Genomic DNA, 13,152 nt, shown 5'->3' with positions numbered 1-13,152 from the left:
TTGAGAGTAGGATTTGCAATTTCCCTCTCCAGCCAGAGGTGATCAAACTCGTCTCTGGTTGTAACGCCTACCTGTATACTACTGTGAAAAACCTGGTAGTCTCAGAAAGGATCCAGAGCATTCGCTATGCAGTTTTCCAATCACAAGCACCGACAGGATCGCTTACACTGGCTGGCGGAGATGTACCGTGCGTATGCCCCTGATCTCCAACGCGCTATCTTCCACAAGGTAGGTGATCCCACTGTGGCCGAGGACCTGACCAGCATGGTCTTTCTCAAGGCGCTGCGCTGGCTCAGGGAGGATCAGAGTTCAGAAAGTGTACGTGGCTGGCTCTACGCGACGGCTCGTACCACTATCGTCGATTACTGGCAGGGGCAGAGTCAGTACGAGATGTACTCGCTGAATGGCCTGGAGGAGCATTTGCACTTCCACGATGATACAACATCAACTAGCCAGCAGGTCGAGTTGCGCGTGCAACGCCTTCTTAGCCTCTTGCCAGAACGAGATCGCACCATTTTGACCCTGCGCTACCTCCAGGGATATAGTGCCGCTGAGATTGCCAGGGCTTTAGGGACAAGCGCGGGTCATATTCGCGTGCTGCAATTGCGTGCTCTGAGGCGAGCAGCACAGGTGGAGACAATGGAAAGGAACAGATACTATATGCAAAAACAGGAATCACCATTCGACTCCTTTACCAAACTCATGGCGCCAGAGAGTCGCCGGGTACTCGATCTGGCCCGCGAGGAGATGCTCACGCTTTCACACTGGTGGATCGGCACTGAACACTTGTTGTGGGGGTTGGCGAGCGAGGAGAGTCTGACGTCGTTTCTCACTCCAGCAGGGATTACACCTGAGCGTATTCATGCTGGCATTGTGTTTATCTTCGACCAGCAGGCGCATCAAGGCCAGGCGGGCCAGGGCTCTCCACCACTGGCGAACGTCTCATCCGCTGCGCTCAATCTGCTCACGCCCCGTGCCAAACAGGTGATCTTCCTGGCGGCAGAAGAGATGAAGAGCCAGGGAGAGCAGAGCATCCGCCCGATGCATCTTTTGCTTGGCTTGTTGAATGAAGGCGAGGGGATCGGCGCCGGCCTGCTGCGCTCGCTGGGCGTTAGTCTTCTACAGGCACGCACCGCACTTGTCCCTCCTGCTGTCGATCAGCGCTGCTCCTTCTGCGGGCGCGGTGGGTCCCAGGTGGTCCGCTTCTTTCCGGCAGAGGTTGGTATTGCGGAGAACAATACACCTTCACCCGGTACACTCATCTGCGACCTCTGTGTGCGGCGTTTCTCTACCATGCTTGGAAACCCTTAGATGCATCCACACCCTGGAGGCGCATTCACCAGCGAGAAAAGGTCATTTCATCCAACCGTGACCAATGAAAAGAACTGACAAGATGAGAAAGGAAAAGAAAAACATGCCAGAAGAAAACAAAGAACACATGTCACAGCCTACCCCCTGGAGCTCATCTGAAGCGGCCAGGCACTGGCAACAGGATGCCGAACGACGGCAGCATAATTTCGCGGTAGCGACCCGACGCATGCTAGAAACCGCGGAACTGAGGCCGGGGCAGCACGTCCTTGACATCGGGGCAGGCACGGGAGATCAGAGCATCCTGGCGGCCCAAAGCGTAGGACCGAACGGCTCCGTCCTGGCAACCGATATCTCCTCGGAAATGCTCAACATAGCCGCCCAGGTTGTGAAGCGCGAAGGACTAACCACCATTACCACGCGCGTCATGGATGCGCAGCAGCTCGACCTGCAAGACAATAGCTTCGACGCGGTCATCTCCCGCCTCGCTCTGATGCTCATGCCGCATCGCCAGCAGGCGCTCAGAGAGATACACAGAGTCCTCAAGCCGGGCGGAAAACTCGCGGCGCTGGTCTGGTCGGCCCCCGAAAAAAATCCGCTCTTTTCTGTGCCGCTTGCCATCGGATCAACCTATGCGCGAGGAGAAGCCTCTTCTCGCCCTGATCCATTCGCGCTCTCAGATCCAGGCATCTTTGAGCGGGACCTCGCGGAGGCCGGATTTAGCGACGTGGCCACCTATGCGCTTCCCTTTCAGTCCCAGTACTCTTCGCTCGATGCGTTTCTGCAATCAACAGGAAACAGGTTGACTGCTGGCGTGATGGAGCAGCTCAACCAGCAAGAGCAGCAGCACCTGCTGGAGGAAGTGAGACAGGCCTTGAGCCAGTTTGAGGGGCCACAAGGCTTTGTGGCTCCGGCAGAAATGTTGCTCGGCGTGGGAAGCAAGGGATGAGTACAGGGAAACATCAACAATGTGGAAATACGCGCATCCTTCATGCCTGGAGCACAGAAAGATGCTACTGGAGAGCGTGGAACATGGAGTAGACAGGCTACTCCCCGACATATTCCGCATCCGCGGATGAAACATGTATATTCAACCTGAAATTGACGTGCAGCGAGAGCGACACGCTCCTCGCTGCCTTACCCGCAACCATATCTCTCCCTGTCTTAAAGAAGGAAGTCGGACGTGATCTCCAGGCCGCCAGGTCGGCGAAGCGAGCTAACCACGCACGCATGGTTGTCAACAGCTGCGGATTGCGCACCGCCGCTGCTTCTGAAAAACGGGAGCGATCCAGCGCTTCCTTGATCTCTTGATCGTGAACGATCTGCATTCCTATATATGGAACTGGCCACATACAATTTTTCCTTTCATCCATACCGGCACGGCCACGTTTCAAAGCAACGTGATCGTGCGGGTACGGAAATCGACCGCGAGGGTCAAACCTACGATTCCTGAGTGCGGTCCATGACGACGGAGACGGTCATGCCGCTGCTGATGGGGAGGGCGATCGAGCACAGGGCGGGATCGCTGCTGGCGCGCTGGTTGTAGCTGCGCGCGCCGGTGAGGAACTGGCTGGGTGACTCCTGCACACTACCCAGGCCGTCTCCACCCAGCACGCAGTTGTCGGCGACGATGATGCTACCGGGACGCGCCAGCCGGATGGCCCAGGCCAGATACTGTGGATAGGGCTCTTTGTCGGCATCGATGAAGATAAGGTCGAATGGCGCCTCCGCTTCAAGACCGGGGAGCGTCTCCAGCGCGGGCCCGACGCGTACCTCGGCGCGATCATAGACCTGCGCGAGGCGAAATGATTCGCGCACCACGCTGGCATGCATCTCATCAATCTCCAGCGTGATCAGCCGCCCATCTGCGGGCAGCGAGCGCGCCAGCCAGATGCCGCTATAGCCGGCCAGCGCGCCGATCTCCAGGATCTTGCGTGCCTGGCACGCCTTCGCCAGCACCTGCAGCAGCTTGCCTTGCAGCGGTGAGACCTGAATCGAGGGGATGCCTCGCTCCCTGGCGCGCTCCGTGGTCTGACGCAGCACATCGTCCTCGGCGGCGAACAACTGCGCGATAGCCTGCTCAAGCTCCCGCCCTGTTGAGCTCGGGCCGTGCTGTGGCCTTCCTCCCGGCTGACCCGACTGGGGAAGTGTGCCGCCGGTGAGCAGCCCACGGATCTCGTTCTTGCAGCGCTCAAGCGACTGGCGCAGCAGCTGCAGGCTCTGCTGATCCTGCGCCAGCTTGACCCCTCTTTCCACGGTGCGCTGCAGATCCTGCATATCTTCGTAAACAAACTCAGACTCAAGCTGCAGCGCGGGCGGCGGGACGGGCTGTCCGTTGCGCTCCCAGAACTCCTGAATAAAATCCGCCCGCGTCTCCAACTCTTTCTCGCCGGCCTCGCTCAGACGATAGATGCTCCTCTCCCCGGTGCGCTCGGCCAGGATCAGCCCCTGGTCCTCCAGCAGCTGCAGGGTTGGATAGACCGTCCCTGGACTGGGCACGTAGCGGCCATGGGTCTGCTCTTCCAGCCACTTGATCATCTCATACCCGTGCTTGGGACCATGTCGCAGCGCGTCGAGCAGCAGGTAGCGCAGCATGCCCCGCTCGACGCGTACCCGCCGTCCACCACCATGCCTGTGTCCATCCTCATCGCCATGCCCATGGTGATAGTGATGATGTCCACCGCGGGCGTGCCCCTCATCCTCCCTGTGTTCCTCATGGTGATGTCGTCCTCGCCCCCCATGTCCCTGATGCGTCCCATGCCCGGCGCGTTCAAATCCTTCATGGTGTTCAATGTGATCGTGCATATCCCTCTTCCCTTTTCGTTTTATAAAGATATATCTTTTATTAATTTAAGATATATCTTTATAAAAGTCAAGAGGGCGGGATTGCCGAGCGCATCCTTCTCTACGACGGTGGCGTGGCAGCTCCAAGCGGAACGGTCTCACCTTTCACACCGTGTGAGAGCCGCAGCTACAATGCGGCGCGGCTATATTCGGCGAGGAAGAGCCGGGCGCCTCCTTCCATGTGTTCCTCGAAGCGGACCTCCTGCAGACCGAGATGGCGAAACCGCTCCAGCTCTTCGCGCGTCAGGGGCCATGGAGGTCCATCGGTCGGCTCGTCGGGCTGGCGACCAAAGCAGATGATCAGCAGCGTGCCGCCGGGCGCGACGCAAGCGGCGATGGCCGCCATGGCGTCCGCGTGCATGCTCGGCGGCATCGACTGAATGGTGAGGGCTTCAAACACCAGGTCAAAGCCCCGCTCAAAGGCCGCGGGCAGCTGGAACAGGTCGGCCACCTGGTAATCAACGGTCGACGAGTGGAAGCGCTGGCGACACCAGGCAATGGCGCTCGGCGAGACATCGAAGGCCGTCACCTCCAGACCGTGCTCGGCCAGCGCCTCGGCGTCATCTCCCAGACCGCAGCCCACTACCAGCGTCCTGCTCCCCCGCAAGCGCTGTCCCTCCAGCCATGACAGCAGCAGCGGCGTATTGCTGCGCCGCGCCCACGGCACCTTGTTAACGTCCTCGTTCGCGTGCGTATAAACCTGCTCAAACCAGTTCTCATGCCCATCAAACGGACGGCGCAGCGCGGGATTAACCGGGCCCTCACCTGCTGGCCCCGTATTCTTCTCCATATTCATAAACACTCGTTCCTTTTACTGCAACTCTCCTCTAGCTGGAGAATATAGACTATAAGAATACCACACGGATAGATTGCAAGAAGCGGTATAACTGCTACAATAAATTTATATGGTAGAGATGTAGAAAAAAGTACGCAATTTTTAGTGACGTAGCTATAAAAATCATAAATCGCTTTGACTTATGATGCGAAAGATGCATATCATATCTGGTATGAAACAGCCATCGATCCGCTGCCATGAGTTGTTCATAGCAACAGTAGCTCAGCGGCGGCCTTCACATCACCCCAAATCGCAACGCATCGCACACAACGCCACCGCATAAGCTGGAGCGCTATGCTTATGCGGTGGTGACAAGAAATGCGCGCTGAGAAATATCGGCCCAACGCAGGTTGGGTCATGCGTGTTGCAATCTAAGCTGGCTATTTTTCGCCCGCCGATGCCAACACATCACCTCTTTTCTCCCTCGCAGTTTGCCACCACACCACTATCCCCATCTTCACTAACATCATAACACTTACCTTCCATACAGAAGGAGAAATGAACATGCCCGCTTCCCCGTTATATACTCGCAATTTTTTGCTTTTCTGGCTGGGACAGAGCATCTCCCAGTTGGGAGACGCCATCATTGAAGTTACCATTCCAGTCTGGGTGGGACTGCTGAGCAACGATCCTTCCCATGTCGCGCTGGTTACCGCGACCGAGGTGCTTCCCTCCCTCTGCCTCAGCCCATTCGCCGGTGCGATCGCGGATCGCTGGAGGCCGCGCTCCCTGATGATGATCTGTGATCTGCTGCGCGGCGCGCTGATCGGCTCGCTGCTCCTCGTCCCCCCGACAATCCTCTCGTGGTACCTCTACCTGGTCAGTTGCGCCGTGGCCGCGCTCGGCAGCTTTTTCAGCCCGGCCAGAAATGTGGCGCTGCACCTCGTCGTTGAGGAAGGAGAGATGCTGCGGGCGCAGGCGCTCGTGCGCTCTACCCAATCCCTCGCCTTGCTGCTGGGACCCGTACTCGGCGCGGGCCTGCTCCTCTTCTCGGGTCCAATGGCTGGATTGCTCTGCGACGCCCTCAGCTTTGGGATTGGAGCAGTGACGCTCCTGTTCATACATATAGAACACGTGCGGACATCACTACCCACCCTCTCTCCCAGCCCTGCATGGCGGCGCATCCAGCACGATATCGCGGACGGCTTGCGCTTCGCGCTACGAGATCGTTTGCTGCTCATCATACTTGTGGTAAGCAGCGTAACCACGCTCATCGGTTCACTCTGGTACGCGGTAGATGTCTTCTTTGTACAGTCCTCGCTCAAGGTTCCCAAAGCAGGGGTGGGACTGCTATGGACCATCTCTGGCACGGGTGGCCTTGTGGGAGGGCTCCTCGTACTGCGCATGAGCAAGAAGCTGCGGCAGGAAAACATGCTGTTGATGGGCCTTTCCCTCAAAGGGGCCAGCCTGCTCTGGTATGCATTGATGACCAGCTATGTCTGGGCTATACCGGCCGCGTTTCTGGCCGGACTCGGTGAGAACTGGCTGCTCGTATCCCTGCTGAGCCTGATGATGGAACAAACAAGAAAAGACATGTTGGGAAGGGTTACCGCGCTTCAAGACACGATCAGCGCGCTGAGCACCCTGCTGGCCCTGATCGTAATGACGCTGCTACAAAAGTGGATCGCGCCCTGGCAGGTACTGCTCCTCTGTGGTCTCGCGCTCTGCCTGCTCAGCATCGGCACCACCTGGGGCTTCAAAGTATCAGGCCATATACCTTCATCTGATTTCCCTTCCAACATTCTATAACTTGCACGGGGTGAGGCTGAGATACTACCTCAAATGAACAGAAAGGGTTCAGGGATCGCTCTCGGCCCGCCAGACAATAAAATGCGAGCCGAGAGCGATCCCTGAGAGGGCGCTACCCCTTTTTGTCAGGGACGCCCCATCCCTCACTTTGGATGAATGCCCTCACATCGCTCGTCCCGGTAATCTGGAGCCAGATTGGCCCCTGGGCCGGCTCAATCTCCAGGGTGAAATGAAAGAATGGACAACAGAGCCTCTCATAACTCAAAAAGGTTACGAGGGATTGTACAATCTCTGTTTCATTACGGAGTCGCCACGCATACCCGGTCGCAAGCTCTCGCACTTCTTGCGTACTCGCAAAGATGTGCTCAACAGCAGCCCGATACGACTGACGAAATTCTTGAGGAATGCCAGAGATATTACACGCCAGAACTGGCTCCGTCGGTTGAGATGACATAAAGAAAACCTCCTATCGTCTTGCAGATGATGCTGCTGCTAGCATACAATTTCAAGTGCACTTGAAGTCAAGAGGGTAAAAAAGGATAAAACACATGGAAGAACTCTCCATAGGTGAAGTTGCACGGCGGGCAGGAATACGAACCTCCGCTCTCCGCTATTACGAGAGTATAGGGCTACTCCCCGCCTCTCGTCGGGTATCAGGAGGGCATCGTCGCTATGATCCTGGCATATTAGATCTCCTGGGCATCTTGCAGATGGCCCGGCAGGCTGGATTTACGATCGCGGAGATGCATGTGCTGGTAACAGGCTTCTCTTCTGAGACTCCCGCCAGCGAACGCTGGAGCCGGCTAGCTCAGCAGAAACTTCTGGAGGTCGAAGAAATGATTGCCCGCGCTCAAGAAAACAAACGCTTACTGGAGCGGCTGCTGCAATGCAGATGCAGCCACTTAGAAGAATGCCTCCAGGCAGCCAGGGACGAAAACTCTTCTCATAGGACACTTGTAGATAAAAAGGATCGGCAATGACCCCCTTAACGCTCTTTGGCGCGGGAGCCGTCAGTATTATGCTGCTCTCCTATGCGCTTGAAAATCGTTCGCATCACTGGGTACTGGTATTCGCACTGGCCTGCGCGGCATCATCGCTCTATGGATGGCTTTCGGGCACCTGGCCTTTCGGTATTGTAGAAGGCATCTGGGCACTGGTAGCCCTGCGTCGCTGGTGGCGTCTGCGCACAACCTCCATCTCTTCTCACCAATGAGTGAAACTCGTGCATCCCAGACTTAAGAAATGAACAATCGTCTACTCTTTCCGATACATTCCATATGCTGGATACAGCATTGCGTGCGCATGAGAGGAGAGCTATGCAGCATCAATTATCCCTGCCTGGTAGCCTGCACGATGTGACCCCAGACTGGCTGACCGGCATCTTTCGAGCCAACGCCATCCTCCCCACAGGATCAGTCGAGAGCATCGAAACCAGCATCATCGGAGAAGAACGGGGCTTCACAGGCGTCGTTGCCCGCGTCCAACTTCAGTACCGGGATTGCGTGGATTCCGCTCCTTCCTCGGTAGTAGTCAAACTGCCGCTGGCCCGGCGCGAGACACCGTCGGCCTATCGCGCTTCTCTGGATAAAGATAACATGGCGGCGCGCCGCTATGCGGAGCGATGTGCGCGCGAGGTTCTGTTCTACCAGCAGATCGCTCCACAGGTCGCGCTTTCCGTTCCTCAACTCTACTACGGCGCGGCCGATATCGAGGCTGGTCGAGCCATCCTGGTGCTGGAGGACCTGCAGCACGCGCGCCAGGGCGACGCCCTTGAAGGCTGCTCGGCCCAGGATGCCGCGCTCGTCATTGAGCAGCTAGCGCGCCTGCACGCACAGTGGTGGGAACATCCCCACTTAGCAACTTTCTCCTGGCTTCCGCTGTGGGGTGGAAACGCGCAGGAGGCCCAGGCGCGCTACATCCATTGCCTGGAGCCGTTTCTACAACGCTTTGGATCGCGTGTGCCCGCAGAGATCCAAACGTGCCTCACAGCCCTGACCACACAATATGGTTCAATTCGCGAACGACTTCAGCAGCGACCAAACACCCTGGTCCACGCGGACCTGCACCTCGACAATCTGCTCTTTTCACCCTTCGATGCCCAGCCCGACGTGACCGTGATCGACTGGCAGAACGTGGCCCGTGGTCGTGGCGTCATCGACCTGGCACTGTTCCTCTTCGGATCACTCACCACCCCCACCCGCAGGGCGGTTGAAACCGATCTACTTCATCGCTACCACGAGAGTCTGCTGGCTGGAGGCATCAGAGAATATAGCTATAACCAGTTACTGGAAGATTGCCGACTGGTGCTGCTATGGCTCCTGGGTGCCCGCGTAGTATCACTCGGCTCGCTTGATCTGGAAAGCCTGGGCGGGCGCGAACTGGCTCTCGTCAATGAAAGCCTGACAGAAGATAGCTTCGCAGCCTTCCTTGATTATAACGCTCAATCTCTCCTCTCCCTCTGACCTTAGAAGCGGAAACGATGCTGCTTCACAAGAAATTTTAAATGATAGCAAAGGAAACAACGCATGCCTCTTGAAATGCAAACGGCACTCATCTCTGCACTGGTAGCACTCGCCACAGCCGGGATCGGTGGCTATTTCACCTGGCACCAGGTGCAGCGCGAAAAAAACAGATGGCTGATTGATCTCAAGACCTCCTACTCAGTCGAGTTGTACAAAACACGTCTCACATCCTATCCTGAAATATTTGAACTGCTCGGGCAATTATCGAAGCATGCACCAGATCCACTTACGCCAGCGAAAGCGCAACAGATCGGCCGGGCAATACATGCATGGCTCTATTCTCCAGGCGGCTTATGCGCGGAAGCGAGTACACGGGGAGCATTAAAGGGGCTGCGCCACTATTGTCTGGAATGGAAGCAGGGAGCATTCCCCCCTGAGCTGTCGCAGTGGCGCCATGCCGCATTGTTCCTGCTGAGGCGTGACCTCGATCTTCATGGGTTTGAGTCCTTCGATCCCAAGGATAGCGGGCCTCTTCTCAAGAAGATGCAAACAGAGATAGCCTTGATGCGATGAAGCCAGGGTGTCTGGTTGATCTTTATCTGCTGAGCATGGTTAGCGCTGAAATTCATTGCTATTAGGGCGGAATCTCGCCACTTTTCGCGCTAACCTGTAGGAAAAGACGCACAAAGGAGCCAATGCTATGGCCGAAGACAACTTTACGCTGACAACGTTCTACTCTGCCTGGAAGGAGTACCAGGATCACATCAAGGAGGCGGTCGCGCAGCTCAATGCGGAGCAGTTGGCACTGCGCCCTGCCCCTCATCTGCGCTCTATCGGTGAGAACGCCCTGCACATCATCGGTACCCGTATCGGTTGGTTCATCATAACCATGGGAGAAGAGTTTGGCGAGGAGATGGGTGCGTACCTGAAACAAAATGAGAATGCGCTGCGACAGGGGTCACCCATCCCAACCGCCACCGTGCTGGTCCAGGGTCTCGGTCTCACCTGGCAATTCATGACAGATTGTCTGGCTCGCTGGAGTCCCGCCGACATGCAACAAACCTTCCCCGATGAATTGGATGGCAAGCAGGTCTACCTGTCGCGCGCCTGGATCGTCTGGCATGTGCTGGAACATGATCTGCACCACGGCGGCGAGCTCTCGCTCACCCTCGGCATCCACGGCATTCCGGCGGACTTCCCCGGCTAGAGTGCTGCGTCTATAGCGCATATAGAGATAATTCTCCCAGCCGTGTTTGTAGAATGTGATGATTGGAGACGTTTGTCCTTCCATATCAGCCTATGGGAAAAGACGCACAAAGGAGCCAATGCCATGTCTGAAGACAACTTTACGCTGACGGCGTTCTACTCCTCCTGGAAGGAGTACCAGGATCATATCAAGGAGGCGCTCGCATCAATCAGCGCCGAGCAACTGGCGCTGCGTCCCGCGCCGCATCTGCGCTCCATCGGTGAGACCATCATGCATATCGTCGCCTGCCGCGCCTACTGGTTCGCCGCCTTTATGGACGATGTTGACGGCAATGAGATGAAGATGTACGCGGACTGGAATGAGGACGCGCTACAGTTGGGAGCGTCCATCCCCACCATCGCCGAGCTGGCGCACGGCCTCGACCACACCTGGCAGTTTATGGCGCACCACCTGGCCCGCTGGAGTCCCGAGGATATGCGCAAGACCTTCCCCGACGAGTACGATGGCAAACAGTTCGACGTGTCGCGCGCCTGGGTCGTCTGGCATGTGCTGGAACATGATCTGCACCACGGCGGCGAGCTCTCGCTCACCCTCGGCATCCACGATATCCCGGCGGACTTCCCCAGCTAGGCCAGGGGGGAGCGCATATAGATAGGAGGTCTCTTATCTATATGCGCTATAGTTGGCCGTCCTTTTGTCTTTGGGGACCAGAAAGCCGGCGGCATACATGGTGTGTTCAAAGGCGGCGTGCCGCTGTCGGAAATCATCACTGCTGGTGGTGAACCAGGGCGGCAGACGATCTGCTACGGACAGATAGAACTGGCGCAGCCACGCACCACCCAGGCCAAAGCCAGCCGCATAGGGCAAGCTGACCGCGATCATCTCGGCACTTTCATGCTTCGCGCTTGAGGGGCTGGCACAGATCCACCGCAGGTAGCGAGCAAACTGGCTCCATTGCCAGGCCTTGAACCACCACTCGTCTTTGACCACGCTAAAGCTGCGCCGGTAATATCCCGCGATTCCGGCCAGGATTAGCCAGCCAGAGCTGGGAAAAAGCAGACACCAATCGGCACCCGGGTCCCAGGGATACCTCCGGCGTCAGGCGTCCTGAGCAGATGCGCGGAGACGGGATAGTGGACCGTGACCGTAGACGAGTCTATGGCATAGTCGTGCTCGGTTGGGATGGCGAACCACTGCAGCAGATCGGCATCACTGGCCTGCTGCACTACGCTGCTGGCCCGATAGCTTACGACAAAGGTCAGACTGGCATCGGAGATCGCCGGAAACCTCCAGATGATACGCGACGTATTTCTTCTCCCTCCTATTTCAATCTCACTACGACCATTGAAGGGATCATTTTGCAGCGACGCCTGCTCCAGCGTCACGCGTCCACCCCCTTTGTTTGAGGTCAGGTCACGCGTAAAGCTGGTAAAGGGGCCGCCAGCGAGGTGGATCACCATGGTCTCCGTCACCAGCAGAGATCCATCCGCTTGTACCGTAATGTCCGAGTTAAACGCGCTGGCCCGATATCTGTTCTGCTCTGGCCGGGTAGCAGCCAGCGCAGGCGACGGCCAGACACCCACGCTACACCACAAGAGCATTATAAAGCATGTGCAACAGCGATACACCATTATACTATTTTTTTACGCAATTACATTAAAAATTATCTCTTTAAGATACGTCCATTATCGCTTAACATATACATGAATACGCGCTATCGCCCCAATCGGTGAACTTCCTCAGAGCGTGTCTGATTCCCATGATCATCGCCCGCAGCACACCTGAGCCTTCGCACCTGCGATGCTCATAAGTCCATGGTGTGTTGGTGCAGCAGGGGCGCGGATGCGCCCCTGCTGCACCAACACACAAAAACAATGCGGCCGCGTAGCGGACGCGCGTGCGGGGGCGGCCACGCGCCCCCAGGGTAACGGAAGTAAGACACTCTCTCACAATTTAGATAGATATATAACTATTGAATTGACAATCACCTATTGAATAGGTTATACTCGGTTCATGAAGCAGTCAATACGATCAAAAGAGGAGAAGCGCTCGTATCGTTCACCGATGCGGCAGCGCCAGGCGGAGGAGACGCGGCGGCGTATCCTGGAGGCGGCCCGCGATCTGCTGGGGCGTCTGGGCTACGCGGGCACGACCGTCGAGGCCATCGCCGAGCTGGCCGGGGTCTCACCCAAGACGGTGTCGGCGGTCATCGGCTCCAAGCGGGAACTGCTGGCGGAGATCGTGCAACCAGATGCGTACGAGGAACCGGTGCAGCAGCTGCTTACCCAACTGCGCACCAGCGAGGAACCGGTGCGGCGCGTGGAGCTGGTGGTGACGATCAGCCGCCACATCTACGAATCTCTGACGCTGGAGTTTGAGCTGCTGCGCACGGCGGGCGCTGTAGCCCCCGAACTGGCCGAACTGGCACGCCACATCGAGACGCGGCGCCGGGAACGCCAGTCCTACCTGGTGACAGCCCTGCATGAACGTGACGCACTGCGACGCGGCCTGACGCCAGAGGAGGCCCTGGACACGCTGTGGTCGCTGACCAGCTATGACATGTACCGCCTGCTGGTCGTGGAGCGAGGCTGGTCCGCGACACGCTACGAAAGCTGGCTCAGCGCTCTTTTGATCGCAGAGCTCCTACAACCTGGTATCAACTCACACCATTAACCATCATCAGAACCAATCGGGCCTGACAAACTCTTTATACGACATTGATAGTTCAAGAGGCATAGTTCAGGAGG

Annotated in this window: 16 protein-coding genes; 10 read left to right on the top strand and 6 right to left on the bottom strand. The window is 57.2% G+C overall.

The genetic code is table 11. The features are described 5' to 3' along the window. Positions 1–126: 126 nt before the first annotated feature. Both KTT_RS22305 and KTT_RS22300 read left to right on the top strand, forming a co-directional pair. Positions 127–1,311, top strand: coding sequence for a sigma-70 family RNA polymerase sigma factor (locus tag KTT_RS22305; RefSeq protein ID WP_126598370.1), 1,185 nt, complete (start codon positions 127–129; stop codon positions 1,309–1,311). A 103-nt stretch (positions 1,312–1,414) separates the two neighbouring features. Then, positions 1,415–2,257, top strand: a complete 843-nt coding sequence (locus KTT_RS22300; protein WP_160146051.1) for a class I SAM-dependent methyltransferase — start codon at positions 1,415–1,417, stop codon at positions 2,255–2,257. Between the two features lie 97 nt (positions 2,258–2,354). Here KTT_RS22300 and KTT_RS22295 read toward each other — a convergent pair whose 3' ends face one another. The 3 genes from KTT_RS22295 to KTT_RS22285 all read right to left on the bottom strand — a co-directional run bounded on the left by KTT_RS22295 (position 2,355) and on the right by KTT_RS22285 (position 4,948). Next, positions 2,355–2,660, bottom strand: a complete 306-nt coding sequence (locus tag KTT_RS22295; protein ID WP_126598366.1) for a hypothetical protein — start codon at positions 2,658–2,660, stop codon at positions 2,355–2,357. Positions 2,661–2,748: 88 nt separating this feature from the next. Continuing rightward, on the bottom strand, positions 2,749–4,113 hold the full coding sequence (locus KTT_RS22290; RefSeq protein WP_126598364.1) for a helix-turn-helix transcriptional regulator: 1,365 nt from the start codon (positions 4,111–4,113) through the stop codon (positions 2,749–2,751). Positions 4,114–4,279: 166 nt separating this feature from the next. After that, positions 4,280–4,948, bottom strand: coding sequence for a class I SAM-dependent methyltransferase (locus KTT_RS22285; protein WP_235845853.1), 669 nt, complete (start codon positions 4,946–4,948; stop codon positions 4,280–4,282). Positions 4,949–5,491: 543 nt separating this feature from the next. Between KTT_RS22285 and KTT_RS22280 the strand changes: the two genes are divergently transcribed. After that, on the top strand, positions 5,492–6,736 hold the full coding sequence (locus tag KTT_RS22280) for an MFS transporter (RefSeq protein ID WP_160146050.1): 1,245 nt from the start codon (positions 5,492–5,494) through the stop codon (positions 6,734–6,736). Positions 6,737–6,848: 112 nt separating this feature from the next. Here KTT_RS22280 and KTT_RS22275 read toward each other — a convergent pair whose 3' ends face one another. Next, positions 6,849–7,190, bottom strand: coding sequence for a hypothetical protein (locus tag KTT_RS22275; RefSeq protein ID WP_126598358.1), 342 nt, complete (start codon positions 7,188–7,190; stop codon positions 6,849–6,851). Positions 7,191–7,284: 94 nt separating this feature from the next. Between KTT_RS22275 and KTT_RS22270 the strand changes: the two genes are divergently transcribed. The 6 genes from KTT_RS22270 (at position 7,285) to KTT_RS22245 (ending at position 11,035) form a co-directional block, all read left to right on the top strand. Beyond that, entirely contained in the window at positions 7,285–7,716 is a 432-nt protein-coding gene (locus KTT_RS22270) for a MerR family DNA-binding transcriptional regulator (protein ID WP_126598356.1), read from the top strand. Next, positions 7,713–7,949: a hypothetical protein gene (locus KTT_RS22265; protein WP_126598354.1), complete on the top strand. Its 237-nt coding sequence runs from the start codon at positions 7,713–7,715 to the stop codon at positions 7,947–7,949. The genes KTT_RS22270 and KTT_RS22265 overlap by 4 nt, the downstream gene beginning before the upstream one ends. 103 nt (positions 7,950–8,052) lie before the next feature. Further along, complete coding sequence (locus KTT_RS22260) at positions 8,053–9,198, top strand: phosphotransferase (RefSeq protein ID WP_160146049.1); 1,146 nt, start codon at positions 8,053–8,055, stop codon at positions 9,196–9,198. 63 nt (positions 9,199–9,261) lie between these two features. After that, the gene (locus KTT_RS22255; protein ID WP_126598350.1) at positions 9,262–9,771 is read left to right on the top strand and encodes a hypothetical protein; all 510 of its coding nucleotides are present in this window, start codon (positions 9,262–9,264) and stop codon (positions 9,769–9,771) included. A 127-nt stretch (positions 9,772–9,898) separates the two neighbouring features. Further along, on the top strand, positions 9,899–10,405 hold the full coding sequence (locus KTT_RS22250) for a DinB family protein (protein WP_126598348.1): 507 nt from the start codon (positions 9,899–9,901) through the stop codon (positions 10,403–10,405). Positions 10,406–10,528: 123 nt separating this feature from the next. Continuing rightward, a complete protein-coding gene (locus KTT_RS22245; RefSeq protein WP_126598346.1) occupies positions 10,529–11,035 on the top strand; it encodes a DinB family protein in 507 nt (168 codons plus the stop codon). 33 nt (positions 11,036–11,068) lie between these two features. Here the strand turns inward: KTT_RS22245 and KTT_RS22240 are convergent, their stop codons facing one another. Together KTT_RS22240 and KTT_RS22235 are read right to left on the bottom strand one after the other, a co-directional pair. Beyond that, complete coding sequence (locus tag KTT_RS22240) at positions 11,069–11,395, bottom strand: hypothetical protein (protein ID WP_126598344.1); 327 nt, start codon at positions 11,393–11,395, stop codon at positions 11,069–11,071. Positions 11,396–11,436: 41 nt separating this feature from the next. Beyond that, positions 11,437–11,988, bottom strand: coding sequence for a DUF2207 domain-containing protein (locus KTT_RS22235; RefSeq protein ID WP_160146048.1), 552 nt, complete (start codon positions 11,986–11,988; stop codon positions 11,437–11,439). Positions 11,989–12,418: 430 nt separating this feature from the next. Between KTT_RS22235 and KTT_RS22230 the strand changes: the two genes are divergently transcribed. Then, positions 12,419–13,078 (top strand): TetR/AcrR family transcriptional regulator, encoded by a 660-nt coding sequence (locus KTT_RS22230; RefSeq protein ID WP_126598340.1) that lies wholly within the window; start codon positions 12,419–12,421, stop codon positions 13,076–13,078. The last annotated feature ends 74 nt before the right edge of the window (positions 13,079–13,152 follow it).

It is taken from the genome of Dictyobacter aurantiacus (assembly GCF_003967515.1).
Classification (GTDB): Bacteria; Chloroflexota; Ktedonobacteria; order Ktedonobacterales; family Ktedonobacteraceae; genus Dictyobacter; species Dictyobacter aurantiacus.
Note: the sequence above shows the minus strand (reverse complement) of the source record. Positions and strands in the feature narration are given on the sequence as shown.